The organism is Psychrobacter piscatorii, assembly GCF_043641605.1.
GTDB lineage: Bacteria > Pseudomonadota > Gammaproteobacteria > Pseudomonadales > Moraxellaceae > Psychrobacter > Psychrobacter piscatorii_C.
Genome location: NZ_JBHZRK010000003.1, coordinates 1 through 15,359 on the forward strand (window position 1 = coordinate 1; position 15,359 = coordinate 15,359).

The following is a 15,359-nucleotide window of genomic DNA, read 5'->3' on the forward strand; positions in this document are numbered from 1 at the left end:
GTATTGCTCGCATCGTTTCAATAGATGCGGTATTGTAACTATTATTTATGCCTTATCCAATTGAAGACACGCCCTAAGGTATTGTAGAAAAAATCTGAGGCTCTTGACCTTTCGAGGCATAAATAAAGCGGATTAATATATATACTAACCTAATCTTTTATTATGCAAAGCTATTACATTAAAGTAGATTAAACTTTTACCGCCGCTTAGTGCTGCGATTGATCCTCATTACTAGGAGATAATCACGCTTATGAAGACAACGAATATAAGAACGATTACCGCTTTGGTATTTGAGGACTATGAAACGCTGGATTTGTTCGGCCCTATAGAAATGTTCGGTCGCTTAAAAACCCTTTATCTTATTCAATTTGCCTCGTTGAGAGGTGGCATTATCAACAATCAGCATGGTGTGGTTTTACATACAGTGAAAGTCGATGAGTTGCTATGGCATACTGACATTCTATTAATCGTCGGTGGACAAGGGACACGGCAGCTGGTTCACATGCCCGCTTTTTTGACGACGCTACAACAACTGTCATTGCAGACTGAGTGGGTGCTAAGCGTATGTACAGGCAGTGCCTTACTTGCAAAAGCTGGACTGTTAGATGGCAAGCGCGCCACATCTAATAAGCGAGCATGGGCATGGGTGATTTCGCAGTCTGATCAGGTTAAGTGGATACCAGAAGCACGGTGGGTTATTGACGGTAAGTTTTACACGTCATCGGGCGTTAGTGCGGGTATGGACATGGCATTAGGTTTTATCGCAGACCAGCATGGGTCAGCCACGGCTCTTCAGCTTGCTAAAGATATCGAGTACCATTGGCAAGAAGACAGTCAAATAGATGATTTTTTTGACAATAGTATTCATGGTACTTAATGCTATAGAGGTAATTGTCTTGATAACATTGTATGTACTCAGACTTCAAAAAATCGCCCTGCATCATCAAAAAAGGTCCAAGCAATGAGCTTAGACCTTTTTTAGGTTAATAAGTGAGAGTCTTTTTAGTAGAAAAAATACTTTGGGTAAAAAGATATTTTTATCGTTTAAAAGTTCACACTAATATCAAAGAGGTAATAACGACCCGGTTCATTGTACGTACGAGCGCCTGCATTGGTCGTCGTCCCTTCACGTTTGATTTGCTTATCAAATAAGTTTTTGACTCCTGCGCCGATAGTGATGTCGTTTGTCAGGTCATAACGGGTGCTCATATTGGCGATCGCATAGGGTTTACGGTCAAGCTTGGGTGTGCTTAGAGCGTCGCCAGTCGTGACAGATATTTCAGGCGCTTCGATGGGGCCGTAGTAGCTGACACCAAGATTTGTATTCCAGCGCGGGGTGATGTCCCAATCGACATTGGAATTCATGGTATATTTTGGAATCAAGGATAACGGCTCACCGTTGTCTTTACGCTCTGAGCGGATATTGCCTGTCATGTTGGTCGACCAAGTGACCGTGTCTGTGACTGGCACTTTGACAAACCCTTCCAGACCTTCAATGATCGCCTCTCCCTGATTTTCCCACTGAAAAACTGAACGATCAGCAGCGATACCGTCAGCGACCACGCCAACCACACCCACACGCTCTACTCCAGCGCCGATGCGATTGTCGTAGTCGTTGCGATAGTAAGTCAAGCCAGCGTTCAGACCAGTATCATCTTTATAGGTAAAGGTCAGCTCTTTGTTCCAAGAGGTCTCGTGATCCAGATCAGAATTACCCAAGACGTAGCAGCCTCGTTGATCAGTAGGTACGCTGGCTGGGCAACCGTTACCGCGTGTGTAATAGATATAGTTCGGATCCAGCTGGTAGAGTGACGGCGCTTTAAACGCGCGGCTGGCACCCGCTTTTACCGACCAGTTTGGGCTAAAGTTCCAAGTGGTATTGAGGCTGGGTGACCAATTACTACCTGCCTGATCATGATAATCAAAACGTAAACCAGGAGTGATATACCAGTCAGGGGTGATTTGATAATTGTCTTCTAAATACGCACCTACCAGATACGAGTCTGTTTTTGCATCACGCTTGGACGGATCGGCCTCGGTCTCGCCAAAATCAAAACCCTCATCAAACGTCAAAGTCGACACCAGCGGATTATCCAATTGCTCACCGCGGAATTCCGTACCTGCCGTCACGGTATGACGGTCAAAGTAGACGTCCCATTCAGATTTTGCATTTAGTGTGTCATAGGTCGCCTTTGTCCAATTATATTCAGCCTCTCCTTCAGGTTGCGAGATTTCACCTTCGTAACGACCAGCGTTCCCTTCATTCAGACGCTCATTAATCGTGCGCGTATATTCTAGATAGCTATTGCTACTGGTATTCTCATAGTCACCGCGGTGGGTCAATGCCGCCCCATAACGCTCCATTTTATTGGTTTCCTGACCTGCCAGCGCATTGACTAAGTCGTCATTGACGGTCTGAAACTGTGAGTCGCCCGCCCAGCGGTTGCTTTGATTGCTGTAATTCACCTCAAACCCAACCGTATTCATCGCATCCATCGCGTATTCAAACAGCTGGCGAGCATCTATATTTTCCACCCCTTCACGCCCTGCTGCCACCGAAGCGGACGGACCGCCGCGTCCATCAACAACCTGAGCATCATCGGCATTAATATAAGGATCGTCCCCTTCACTTTCGTGATAGCCAAGCGTGGTACGGAAGGACAGCTTATCACTCAACGGGCCTGCCATATTGATATTCGTACGCCAGTTTTTGCCCTCAAGATCACTCTCTGGCATCTCATAATGCCCTGTGACAGAGAACTCTTTTTTGTCAGGTGATTTGGTGATGATATTGACCACCCCGCCCATACTACCTGAGCCATAACGAGCGGCAGCTGGACCACGCAACACTTCGATGCGATCAATGGCGCTTGGCGGTACCCATTGTGAGTCGCCGCGCGTATCTTGCTCGCTACCACGACCCGGACGCACCGCGTTACGCGACGTCACCGGACGACCATCGATCAAAATCAACGTATTGTTTGGCCCCATACCGCGCAAATCGATTTGACGCTGATTACCACGTTGACCCGAAGTGGACGACCCTGACAGGTTCACACCCGGCATTTTACGCACGATCTCTGAGATATCATTAGACAATGAAGCCTTCTCAATCGCCTCTTCACCAATCACCGACAGACCCGGCGCTTGTACCAACTCATCCCTAGCGGCACGTACGACAATGGTATCTAGCGTGGTACTTGGTAGCGCTGCTTGTTCATCAATGCTTTGTTTATCAAGGCTTTTCTGATCGAGACCTTGCTCATCAAGGCTTTGCTCAGACAGGCTTTGCTCATCATTGGTTTGTGTCACGTCATTTTCAGCGGCAACGGCAGTCGTGCTAAGAATCGAGGCAATAGCAATGCTTAATAAGGCCTGACTGGTTGCTAAGCGTGGCGGCTTTTGTGAACGAAAATTATTTTTATCATTAGAAGGTGTTGATAGTATCGGCATAAATCACAATCCTGAAAGTACTTGTTTTTATCAAAAAAGTCAGTTTCATCAATATCGTCAGCGTTATCAAAAAAAAGGCTGTTACAGCGCATTGATTATGCTTGTCAGAAAGCTAAGACGAGCTGCCTTGAATTAAATTGATAGCAGTCAAATGGCTAATGTATTGATATAGATCACATCTCAAAAGCAGCGATAGTAAAATATAGTTCGCTACTTAGTAATAAAGCATGCACACTTTAGCAACATTATAAAAATAATACAAACAATAATGAAAATTATTATCATTTAGATTAACTGGAAACATTTTAGATGGAAAATCAACCCTACCATCCAGGGTCAATAGAACGCGCGACTTTACTATCGGTGAAGCAACAGCGTAAGATAACTGACGAAAGAATATTGATAACCGCTGGAAGGAAAACCTGAACAATGGATAGAATTGATGCGATGCGGGCGTTTGTATCGGTAGTACTTGAGGGCAGTTTTAGCAATGCCGCCACAGCCATGCAACTGTCGCCGCAGCTGGTGAGTAAATATGTCTCAAAGCTAGAAGAGCGACTAGATATACGCCTACTGAACCGCACTACTCGTAAGGTTAGCTTGACGGAAGCAGGTACTCACTATTTCGAGCATGCACAGCAAGTGTTGCTCAGTATCGACGATATGGAGTCCAAACTAGGTGGGTTTCAGCAGAATCCAAAAGGCACATTGAGAATAAGCGCGCCTGTATCCTTTGCGCTCAAACATATGGCACAATTGGTCACGGATTTCCAGACACTTTATCCTTCGGTCAATGTCGATTTGCAGCTGAACGATCGCAAAGTAGATATCGTTGAAGAAGGGTTTGATGTGGCGCTTCGTATCGGTCAGCTCAAAAGCTCGTCACTGATTGCCAAGCAAGTTGCGCCTGTGCGCGTCATCTTATGTGCCTCCCCTGACTATCTCAAAAAGTATGGCGTGCCTAGCAAGCCTGAAGATCTAAAAAATCATCGGTATTTGCATTACAGTTATATGGAAAAATACGGCAAAGAAGATATTTATCAGTGGCTAGATACCACCAATCAGCCAAACTCGGAGCTAACCAGTAATAACGGAGATTTGCTTGTCAATGCTGCAGTGGCTGGGGCTGGAATAGCATTGCAGCCCACGTTTATTGCGAGTGAGGCACTGAGTAAAGGAGAGCTTGTCATGGTGTTACCTGATTACGAGCCCGAGACCTTGGGGTTGTATGCGGTGTATGCCCATAGAAAGCTGTTGCCACACAAAATCAGATGTTTTATTGACTTTATCGAAGGGTATTACGGTTCACCGCCCTATTGGGATGAACCGATACAGCATTTGTAGACAGTTATTGACGGTTATTTGCGTCATTATTTTTTGAATAAATGGTTCTTTCATTATCGCCTAGTTGATATCTAGACAGATATACTTGGTCTCAACATATTCTTCGATGCCATATTTTGAGCCTTCGCGTCCGAGGCCAGATTCTTTGATACCACCAAATGGCGCCAGCTCGGTGGTCAGCATACCCGTATTGACACCAACCATACCCACCTCTAAAGCCTCAGCGATGCGCCATACTCGCCCGATATCTCGGCTATAAAAATAACCAGCCAAGCCATATTCGGTACGATTGGCGAGATCGATGCCTTCTTCATCTGTCTCGAACTTAAAAATGGGCGCGATAGGACCAAAAATCTCTTCATCAGCGATGCGCATGTCGCTATTAACGTCGGTCAAAATAGTCGGTTCAAAAAAGTTATGAGCTGCCTCAACTCTCTGACCACCACATAATACTGTTGCCCCTTTACTAATCGCATCCATAACCAATGACTCAGCATTGTCCGCCGCAGCCTTGGAGATCAAAGGCCCTTGTGTCACGCCTTCGTCTAGACCATTGCCAATTTTTATAGCACGTACTTGCGCCGCCAATTTTTTGGTGAATTCGTCATAAACACCCGCTTGTACAAACAGACGGTTGGCGCACACACATGTTTGACCACTGTTGCGATATTTGCTCATCATGGCACCTGTGACCGCGTCATCTATATCGGCATCGTCAAAAACGATAAAGGGGGCATTGCCACCCAGCTCCAGCGACATTTTTTTGACCGTGTCAGCACACTGCTTCATCAAGATTTTTCCCACTCGCGTCGAGCCTGTAAAGCTGATTTTTTTAACCAAAGCATTAGTAGTCATCTCTTCACCGATCGCAATTGGATCGCCTGTGATGACACTATAAATACCATCAGGCACGCCCGCTTGCTGCGCCAAATAGGCCATGGCTAATGCTGAATAAGGCGTCTCCATCGCAGGCTTCACAATCATCGGACAGCCTGCCGCGAGTGCAGGGCCTGCCTTCCGACTGATCATCGAATGCGGAAAGTTCCATGGCGTAATGGCAGCGGTAACGCCAACGGGCTGTTTAATGACTACCAAGCGCTTGTCTGACATATGCCCAGGAATGAAGTCGCCGTAGATGCGTTTGGCCTCTTCAGCAAACCATTCTAGATAGTCCAAGCCGCTTTGTATCTCGCCTCTGGCTTCCGCAATGGGTTTGCCTTGTTCATGGGTCATTAGCAATGCCAGATCTTCCCTGTTTTCAGCAATCAGCGTATGCCAGCGGCGCAGAATATGGCTGCGTTCTTTACCCGTTTTTTTCGACCACGTTGATTGAGCGATATCTGCAGCTTCAATGGCACGGCGCGTCTCCGCAGATCCCATCATTGGCACCGTTCCGATCAGCTCACCGGTGGCAGGATTGAACACCTCATGGGTATCTTTGCTATCCGCATCACACCACACGCCATTGATAAAGGCTTGCTGTCTAAACAGCGCATCATTTGTTAATTGCATTTCTCGCTCCAACTGGTTTTTAGGATGATAACAACCCGCGTGTGGTCAGTACGCCGCGGGCAATACGAAAGCACTCAACCCCTTGCGGGACACCGCAATAGATAGCAATCGCATGTATCGCTGCACGGATTTCTTCAACCGTACAGCCATTGGTGATAGCACCATTAAGATGTAACTCCCACTCATGCATTTTGCCGAGCGCCGCTATCATGGTGAGGTTCATGAGTGAGCGGGTTTTGACATCAATGGCGTCATCACCCCAGCCAAACCCCCAACACCACTCCGTCATGGCCTCTTGGAATGGCTGATTAAACTCATCGGCGGCCTGTAGGTTTTTTTCGACATATTCCGCGCCCAAGACAGCTTTGCGCTGCGCCAGACCCAATTCAAACCGTTGTTTGTCCATGACTAATCCTTAGTATTGAATATTTATTGTTTATTAAGATGCAGCCCCATCTGACAGGCTTCATCAATGTGTTGACGGCACGCTTTGACTGCCGCCTTACTATCCCCTTTAGCGATATTACTGACAATCTCTTGTAGATTATTTGGGCCTTTGGTGGACCGCTCCTTGGTAGACAAGGTCATGAATCGCAAACGACCAATACGTCCATTGAGTCGCTCCGTTAACTCCCATGCGACCGTCATACCCGCCGTCACAAATAGATGCTCATAAAACGCGTAAGAATGCGCCAGTGCCTCGACCACATCGCCTGCATGCAAGTTATCGCGAATATGTACCAAGTGACTCTGTAATATCTCTACCAGCTCAGGGGTCACTTGCTCAGCACAGTGACGAACGGCCTCACTCTCAAGCGTCGCCCGCAAGTGATAAATTTGACGAATCTCATCACTTTCGAGCACCGCAACCGAAGAGCCACCTGCCGAAAAAGTTACCAAATGCTCGCTCTCTAAATGCCGAATGCATTCACGCACGACCGTCCGACTGACACCTAATTGCTCGCAGATCGTGCGCTCAACCAAGCGCTGTCCTGGCGCTAGCTGCCCCGTCATAATAGCCAAACGTAATTGCTCTAACGTGGTTTCTTTCAGCGTTTTTGGTTTTTCTACTTTCTCTAACATAGGACCTCTACTCTTTTGGATGGAAATGCAGAGTATAACGGCTATCAGACAAAAAATCAGTACGCTTTCATATCGTCATACGGTATACCATAATATTATTTTTCAAAAAAAGCTAGTAATTAATTTAATACCGTATTATGGTATACCAACTTAAGACAAATTATTCATTATCTTTTATGACTGTAGGGATACCATCATGCTAAAACCAGAAATCAGAAAAATTGTCACTTTTGAAGAAGAAACGTTCATTGAAGGATTCAAAGCTGCTGAGACGCCTTTGCGTATGTTTGCGGTTGCGGCAGTGATTACCAATCCGTGGGCTGGACGCTATGTCGAAGACCTAAAGCCGGAAATCCAAGCCTTTGGCCCTGTATTGGGTAAGTTACTGACTGACAAGATTATCGCCTTGGCGGGCGGTGCAGACAAGATACAGGCTTATGGTAAGGCGGCTGTCGTTGGCTTAAATGGCGAGATTGAGCATGCGTCAGGTCTGATTCATACCCTACGTTTTGGCAACTTTTACCGTGAGGCCCTGTCTGCGAGTAGTTATTTATCATTCACCAATATGCGCGGCACGGCAAACTCCCCCATCATGGTGCCGCTGATGGACAAAGATGATGTCGGTCGACGCTCACATTATTTGACCATTCAATTTGCTATCCCAGATGCCCCTCGTGACGATGAAGTGGTTATCGTACTAGGCGGCGCAACAGGTGGCCGTCCGCATCACCGTATTGGTGATCGTTATCAAGACCTCAAAGATTTGGGTCGCGATTTAGACAATCCAGCAGCTGTATAAGGAGCAGACAGCCATGATGTGGTCACGTAAAATCTCAGATGGAATCGCTTATCACTATCATGCTGATGCCGGTGATAGCGTTGATGAAAAAGCTACCCCTATCGTTTTTATTCATGGTGTGGGTTTGCGTGCAGAGAGTTGGCACCAGCAGCTGTCTGTATTTAGCGAGCGCTATCGCTGTTATGCGGTTGATATGCCAGGACATGGCGACAGCGATTTATTACCAAACCCTATATTGTCGCTACAAGACTTTGCGGATGTGCTCACCACCTTTATCACTAACGTAGTGGGCAAGCCGGCCATCATCGTTGGTCATTCATTGGGGGCAATGACGGCGTTACAAACTGCCGTGTCGTCACCCAAAGTCGTATGCGGTGTCGCGGCATTAAATGCCATCTATGAGCGTCCAGATGAGGCGGCTCAAAACGTACAAGCGCGGGCCGCGTCGCTGATCGATGACCTCACTCAAAATGTAACTGATCAACCGATTGCCAGATGGTTTGATGGCAATCCTAAATATCGCTCAGAGGCCGAGCTGTGTCAGAACTGGTTGGATGAGGGCAATCGTTTAGGCTATGCGCGTGCCTATCAGATGTTTGCTCATCTGCGCGGTATCAATGCTGCTGACTTAAAAACCATTACTGTGCCTGCCTTGTTTTTGACCGGTGAGCTGGATGTCAACTCTAGCGCCAAAATGTCATTAGCAATGGCTGATCTACTCCCCCATGCCAATGCCGTTATCGTTCCCGATGCCCGTCATATGACGCAGATGACACACGCCAGCGCCGTCAACGCGGCCTTGGCAAGATTTTTTGCCCAGTGTGATTCAGCGCATACCGTTAACGCTTAACGCACCCCATTGCCCACTATGAAAAAGAGGTTCCCATGAAACAACTTGATCCTAAAATGTTACGCAACGCCTTTGGCAGTTATATGACTGGGGTGACGGTAATCACAGCCACGAGTAAGGACGGCACCCCTGTTGGCTTTACCGCCAATTCGTTCACGTCGGTATCGCTTAATCCACCACTGCTACTGGTTTGCCCAGCAAAATCCTTATCGAGCTTTGAGGTCTTTGCCAACTGTGACAGCTTTGTGGTCAATATCTTGAGCGAAGATCAGCAAAATATCTCGAATATTTTTGCAGGCTCCAAAGACGATCGTTTTAGTCAAATAGCATGGCACAAAGACGAGCAAGGCAACCCTGTCATCGATGGTGCTTTGACGCACTTTTCTTGCAAGACAGATCGTAATCTTGAGGCAGGTGATCACAACCTGTTGGTAGGTGAAGTACTTAGCTTTTCAAATCGTGAAGGTCACGGCTTGGGCTATGCGTCTGGCGGTTACTTTAGCTTGGCGCTCGAGCGCGAAGCGGCAGAAATCAGTACGCAAGAGAAGCATGTCAGCGTGGGCGTGATTATCGAGCACAATGGCAAAGTCTTGATTAGTCAAAAGGATGGCAAAGCGGCCCTACCGACAACGACGACCGATGACAATACAAATGCGGTCAGCACGATTCAGCAGTTTTTGGTCGATAATGGTATCGATGCAAAACTGGGTGCGGTCTTCTCCATCTATGAGAACACCAAAACCAATATCAACTATATCTTTTACCGCGCCATTGCCAACTCAGCGGAGACTAAAGAGCTTGGTGAATACATCTCAATTGATGATATTACAGAACAAGATTTTGCCACTGCCGCCATGAATTCAATGATGACTCGCTATGCAACTGAAAGCAAAAATGGCCTATATGGTGTCTATGTTGGCCAAGAAGAAAAGGGCCGCGTTCACTAAATTTTATATTTAAAAAACCGTTAAACAAACACGACATTTAAAAAAGTCAGTTAAAGCAAACAGCAAAGGATATGCCTCATGAAATTTTCATTATTCCTCCATATGGAACGCCTCGACGAATCACAGTCCTATGAACAGCTCCATAATGATTTTATTAAGCTCGCAAAAATGGCTGACCAAGGCGGGATGCACGCTATCTGGACAGGCGAACATCATGGTATGGATTTTACCATCGCCCCCAACCCATTCTTAAACTTAATCGATCTATCCCATCACACCAAAAACGTCCGTCTCGGTACAGGTACGGTGATTGCACCGTTTTGGCATCCGATCAAGCTGGCGGGTGAGGCAGCCATGACAGACATCATCACAGGCGGCAGATTGGATCTGGGTATTGCTCGCGGTGCCTATAACTTTGAGTATGAGCGTTTGATGCCGGGTATGGATGCGATGGAAGCGGGCGGGCGCATGCGTGAGCTTGTTCCTGCGGTACAAAAATTGTGGAAAGGTGATTACGCGCACGATGGCAAATTTACCCAATTCCCCTCGACGACCTCTGCGCCAAAACCGCTACAAACAGGTGGCGTACCTATGTGGATTGCGGCACGTGACCCGCATAGCCACAACTTTGCGGTAGAGCATGGCTGCAACGTACAAGTTACCCCGCTGTGGCAAGGTATGACAGAGATTCAGAACCTAATGACAGCTTTTAACAATGCCAAAGCTGAACATGGCGAAGGTAAGAACCCAAAGATCATGCTGTTGCAACATGCTTATGTAGGCAGTGATGCTGATGATGTGACAAGCGCGGCAAAATGTATCAGCCGCTTTTATTGCTACTTTGGGGCATGGTTCAAAAACGAACGTCCTATTCGCCAAGGATTACTTGAGCCATTGAGCGAAGAAGAAATGGCAAAAATCGACATGTATGCCCCTGAAAAAATGTTAGAGAACATGCCAATTGGCACCGCTGAGCAAGTGATTGAAAAACTCAAAGTATATGAAGAGTTAGGCTATGACGAGTTTGCCTTTTGGATTGACTCTAGTATGAGCTTTGAGCAAAAACGCGACTCATTACGCCGTTTTATTGATGACGTTATGCCAGCATTTGCCTAAACGCACTTAGCTTATAAGCGGCTTAACTCACAAATGACGAACAGATACCCCAACAAGCAATTTGGAGAACCATAATGTCCAAACCTCATTACAAGCTCTATATCAATGGTGAGTGGTGCGAAGGCAGTAATAACCAAACCCTAGAGAGCTATAACCCTGCAACGGGCGCGGCGTGGGCGACTTTCGCCTGTGCCAGTCCTGAAGATGTTGCACGCGCGGTCGATGGTGCCAAAGCGGCACTCAATAATCCTGAATGGGCAAAAATGACTGCCACTCAGCGCGGCAAACTCATATACCGCTTGGCAGATTTGATCGAACAAAATGCCGAAAAACTCGGCAAGATCGAAACGACAGACAGTGGTAAATTGGCCCACGAAACCGTGGCACAAACGCGCTATGTCAGCGATTATTATCGTTACTTTGCAGGTCTGGCTGATAAACTAGAGGGCGCTACCCTACCAATTGACAAACCTGACATGCATGTCTTTACCACGCGTGAACCAATCGGTGTAGTAGCCGCGGTCGTACCGTGGAATGCGCAGATGTTCTTAACCGCCACCAAACTTGGCCCTGCGCTAGCGGCTGGTTGCACCATTATTTTAAAAGCGTCTGAAGTCGCTCCCTGTCCGATGTTTGCGTTTGCTGAACTGATCGAACAAGCAGGCTTTCCAAAAGGTGTCGTCTCTGTCATCACGGGTGACGCCGAAAACTGTGCCATTCCGCTGACAAGCCATCCAGACGTGGACAAAATCGCCTTTACAGGTGGACCAGACGCGGCGCGTCACGTAGTCAGAAACTCAGCCAACAGCTTTGCCGTGACAAGCTTGGAGCTGGGCGGAAAGTCACCGATTATCGTCTTTGAAGACTCAGATTTGGAAAGTGCGGCGAATGGCTTGATTGCAGGTAACTTTGGCGCGTCTGGTCAGTCTTGTGTCGCAGGTTCACGCGGATTTGTACAGCGCTCTATCTTGCCTGAAATCATTAAACGCGTGGAAGAAAAAGCCAAGAGCATTGTCATTGGTAATCCACTCAATCCTGAAACGCACGTTGGACCGCTATGTACCAAAGCGCAGGTTGAGCGCATCAAAGACACGCTTAAAAAATCTGTCGCCCAAGGTGCGACAATTCGCTTTGGTGGCCATGCGCCAACAGATACTGACTTGGCTGACGGCAATTACTTTTGCCCAACACTCGTGGAATGTCCGAATACCGACATCGAAACCCAAACCATTGAGATGTTCGGCCCAGTCATGTCATTGGTCGCATTTGATACCGAAGACGAAGCCATTGCAATGGCAAACGATAGCGTTTATGGCTTGGGTTCAGGCGTGTTTACACAAAATTTAGCTCGCGCCCATCGCGTCTCTAAGCAAATTAAGTCAGGCGTTTGCTGGATCAATACGTACCGCGCGATTTCACCAACTGCGCCGTTTGGTGGTTATAACCAATCAGGATACGGGCGTGAGGCTGGTAGCGAATCTGTTCTGCAATACACCCGCACAAAAACGACATGGATTAATATCTCGGCGGAGCCGATGGCTAATCCTTTTATCATGAGATAACCGATCAGTGTAGTCAGCTACATTCAGTTTTAAGGAAAAAACTATGGCTATCCGTCCTCCCCTAAAGGAACTCAACATAAAAACTCATGACAAAGGTTTTTATAAAGGGTTTAACCGTTTTGTTACGGTCACCTCAAAAATCTTTGTCACCTTAGTAGTGATTTGGATTTTGAGTGATATCGAGCGTTCTGGCGCGATGCTAGATGCCATGAAGAACTGGTCTTACACCAACCTTAATGGCTATTATACTTATGCCATCGCCTTTTATATTTTAGTCTGTTTGACGGTTATTTTATGGCCGTCATTTGGGCGTATTAAACTTGGCTCCGACCCAAATGGCAAACCTGAGTTTTCCAATTTTTCATGGTTTTCGATGATCTTTGGTGCTGGTATTGGTATTGGTGTCTTAACCTATAGCGCTGCTGAACCGCTATGGCATCTCGCCAACAACCCTGACATCATCATGTCAAAAGAGCTGGTCGTATCGGCACTAAGTAGTAATGGCATGACCGTACCTGAGGGCACTGATGTCTTTAGCTTTTATCAAAACCAAGTCACTGCCAGTGCATTGGCGCCCATTGATGGGCTCGTCCTACCCAAGAGTGAGGAAGCCCTAGATACCGCGTTTCGTTATTCCTTTTTTCACTGGGGTATCAGTGCGTGGGCCACATATTGCTTAGTCGGTATCTGTTTGGCGTTTTTTACCTACGTTCGCGGTTTGCCGCTCACCATGCGCTCGGCGCTCACACCTTTATTTGGCAAGTATTTAGAAGGGCCACTTGGCAATATCATCGATGTGGCTGCCGTCATTGCCACTATCTTTGGCGTGGCGCAAACTATTGGCCTTGGACTTAGCTCTTTTGCCTCAGGATTGTATAGTATTACGGGTATCTCATGGTTAGTGACGGACGCTGTCAATCCTGAACCGACGACAGGCGCACTATTGATGTCATTGTTTGTGGTCATGTGTCTTTCCATGGTTTCAGCATTATCAGGGGTAGGACGCGGGGTAAAATGGCTTAGTAATATTAATATGGTGTTGTCCTTTTTGCTTCTTGCCTTCTTCTTGATTTTTGGCGCAACGATGTTTGCGTTAGAGATGCTGGGCAAAGGTATCTTTAGCTATATTGTGCATCTGCCCGCAATGGCAGTAACGGTTTGGGATCCCAATACCGAATTGGGCGCTTGGCAAACCAGCTGGTCTATTTTTTACTGGGCATGGTGGATTGCGTTTGCGCCATTTGTAGGATTGTTCTTGGCGCGTATCTCCAAAAACCGTACCATTCGTGAATTTGGCTTGATTGGGATTGTCGCCCCAAGTTTGACCCTGTTTGTTTGGTTCTCTTTTATCGGTGGTACTGGTATTGATTTAGAGTTAAGCGGTATCGCAAACGGTCAGATATTTGATTCTGGATTGACCGCGCAGCTGTTTGAGATTATTGGCTTTATGCTAAACCCAGCGATGGCAGGTGTCTTGTCGTCAATGGTGGTTGTGCTCCTACTCACCTATTTGGTGACGTCGGCCGACTCTGCATTACTGGTCGTCAATACCTTGAATGCGGCCGGTGAAGTCCATATCGAGAACGGCCCGAAACATATCATCGTTTGGAGCATTGCACTGACTGCGGTGATTGGCGCATTGATATTGGCAGGCGGGTTAAATGCCATTACTTCAGCCATGATTGTGGCCGCTATCCCCTTCTCCTTTATCATTATCTTAATGGCAATCAGTCTATTGAAAGCGCTTATTTTGGACATTGCCCGAGCAAAAGAGACATAGCCTGAAAAGAAACATGGTAACGACTATCTAGGGCGTGTCCTCATTTTGAAAATGGTGATAAAAATGAGATAAATAGTCGCTAAACAAGGAAAATAGCGCAGATAATATTGAGATATTAACCAGCTATTTGACACCGTTTAGCAAGATTTAACCATTTTTAGCCCATTTAGAGGCTTTCGTTCAGATTGAAGACACGCCCTAATAAAACACCCCATGCATTGATAAATGTATGGGGTGTTTCTATTTAACCAGAAGTCGGATTTTACCAATATTTCAAATACCTAAAATCACCCAAAATTGAGTTCTATGCTTCTTGGTCGATATTCTCTAACGCCGCAATCGCTTCTTTTTGCGACTCATCGATCGGTTTTTTTTGTCCACTCAACTTATCGAGATAGACCAATACAGACTCACCTATCGCAACGATTGTCTTCTGCGCCGTACTATAATAGGTATATTCATGAATCAAACTTGAGTTACCAATTTTCTTGACCTTGACGCCAATCCATAACTCATCAGGATAAGCAACTGATTTGAGATATCGACATGACGAGGCTGCCATCACCGAAGACGTCTGTTCGTTAAATAAACCCAATCGCCTGTTATAATAAATACGAGCGTTTTGAGCATATTCGTAATAAACCACATTATTGACATGACCAAAGGAGTCCATATCACCCCATTCCACTTGCTGAGGATAGATAACCGTAAAGTCATGTAATGGGTGATTGTCATCGCTTGTGACAATCTCTTGTATGTCTGGGAACGTAGGCGCAGCTTCCATAGTTTCTCTCTTTTTATTAGACAGGTTCTGTTATATAGATAATGAGTGCGACTCAGAGTGCTCGTGACACACACCTCCCCCATCCCTAGCACTTAGTCAGACACTAGGGTTTATACAAATCTTCTCTAT

13 protein-coding genes are annotated in these 15,359 nt (G+C 46.5%); 8 read left to right on the plus strand and 5 right to left on the minus strand.

The genetic code is table 11. The features are described from left to right. Positions 1-250 precede the first annotated feature (250 nt). Positions 251-877: a DJ-1/PfpI family protein gene (locus tag ACHUET_RS03735; RefSeq protein ID WP_394210779.1), complete on the plus strand. Its 627-nt coding sequence runs from the start codon at positions 251-253 to the stop codon at positions 875-877. Positions 878-1,044: 167 nt separating this feature from the next. Here ACHUET_RS03735 and ACHUET_RS03740 read toward each other — a convergent pair whose 3' ends face one another. Beyond that, positions 1,045-3,453 (minus strand): FepA family TonB-dependent siderophore receptor, encoded by a 2,409-nt coding sequence (locus ACHUET_RS03740; protein WP_394210781.1) that lies wholly within the window; start codon positions 3,451-3,453, stop codon positions 1,045-1,047. Between the two features lie 429 nt (positions 3,454-3,882). On the opposite strand from ACHUET_RS03740, the gene ACHUET_RS03745 reads away from it, so the two are divergent. Beyond that, positions 3,883-4,797 (plus strand): LysR family transcriptional regulator, encoded by a 915-nt coding sequence (locus ACHUET_RS03745; protein WP_394210783.1) that lies wholly within the window; start codon positions 3,883-3,885, stop codon positions 4,795-4,797. Positions 4,798-4,857: 60 nt separating this feature from the next. On the opposite strand, the gene ACHUET_RS03750 is transcribed toward ACHUET_RS03745, so the two are convergent. The 3 genes from ACHUET_RS03750 to ACHUET_RS03760 are packed head-to-tail and all read right to left on the minus strand — an operon-like array spanning position 4,858 to position 7,392. Beyond that, positions 4,858-6,309 (minus strand): NAD-dependent succinate-semialdehyde dehydrogenase, encoded by a 1,452-nt coding sequence (locus tag ACHUET_RS03750; RefSeq protein ID WP_394210784.1) that lies wholly within the window; start codon positions 6,307-6,309, stop codon positions 4,858-4,860. 19 nt (positions 6,310-6,328) lie between these two features. Beyond that, the gene (locus ACHUET_RS03755) at positions 6,329-6,715 is read right to left on the minus strand and encodes a carboxymuconolactone decarboxylase family protein (protein WP_394210786.1); all 387 of its coding nucleotides are present in this window, start codon (positions 6,713-6,715) and stop codon (positions 6,329-6,331) included. A gap of 23 nt (positions 6,716-6,738) precedes the next feature. Further along, a complete protein-coding gene (locus ACHUET_RS03760) occupies positions 6,739-7,392 on the minus strand; it encodes a GntR family transcriptional regulator (RefSeq protein WP_394210788.1) in 654 nt (217 codons plus the stop codon). A gap of 196 nt (positions 7,393-7,588) precedes the next feature. Here ACHUET_RS03760 and ACHUET_RS03765 point away from each other — a divergent pair, with 196 nt between their 5' ends. From ACHUET_RS03765 to ACHUET_RS03790, 6 genes are all read left to right on the plus strand, one after another. Further along, complete coding sequence (locus tag ACHUET_RS03765; RefSeq protein WP_201603050.1) at positions 7,589-8,191, plus strand: amino acid synthesis family protein; 603 nt, start codon at positions 7,589-7,591, stop codon at positions 8,189-8,191. A gap of 13 nt (positions 8,192-8,204) precedes the next feature. After that, a complete protein-coding gene (locus ACHUET_RS03770) occupies positions 8,205-9,041 on the plus strand; it encodes an alpha/beta fold hydrolase (protein WP_394210790.1) in 837 nt (278 codons plus the stop codon). Positions 9,042-9,076: 35 nt separating this feature from the next. Next, positions 9,077-9,988 (plus strand): flavin reductase family protein, encoded by a 912-nt coding sequence (locus ACHUET_RS03775; protein WP_394210792.1) that lies wholly within the window; start codon positions 9,077-9,079, stop codon positions 9,986-9,988. Between the two features lie 78 nt (positions 9,989-10,066). After that, a complete protein-coding gene (locus ACHUET_RS03780; protein ID WP_394210794.1) occupies positions 10,067-11,104 on the plus strand; it encodes an LLM class flavin-dependent oxidoreductase in 1,038 nt (345 codons plus the stop codon). Between the two features lie 74 nt (positions 11,105-11,178). Next, a complete protein-coding gene (locus ACHUET_RS03785; protein ID WP_394210796.1) occupies positions 11,179-12,666 on the plus strand; it encodes an aldehyde dehydrogenase in 1,488 nt (495 codons plus the stop codon). A 43-nt stretch (positions 12,667-12,709) separates the two neighbouring features. Next, positions 12,710-14,446 carry a BCCT family transporter gene (locus ACHUET_RS03790; RefSeq protein ID WP_394210798.1) on the plus strand — a complete coding sequence of 579 codons (1,737 nt, stop codon included), beginning with the start codon at positions 12,710-12,712 and terminating at the stop codon, positions 14,444-14,446. Positions 14,447-14,750: 304 nt separating this feature from the next. On the opposite strand, the gene ACHUET_RS03795 is transcribed toward ACHUET_RS03790, so the two are convergent. Then, entirely contained in the window at positions 14,751-15,230 is a 480-nt protein-coding gene (locus ACHUET_RS03795) for an acyl-CoA thioesterase (RefSeq protein WP_394210799.1), read from the minus strand. Positions 15,231-15,359 lie beyond the last annotated feature (129 nt).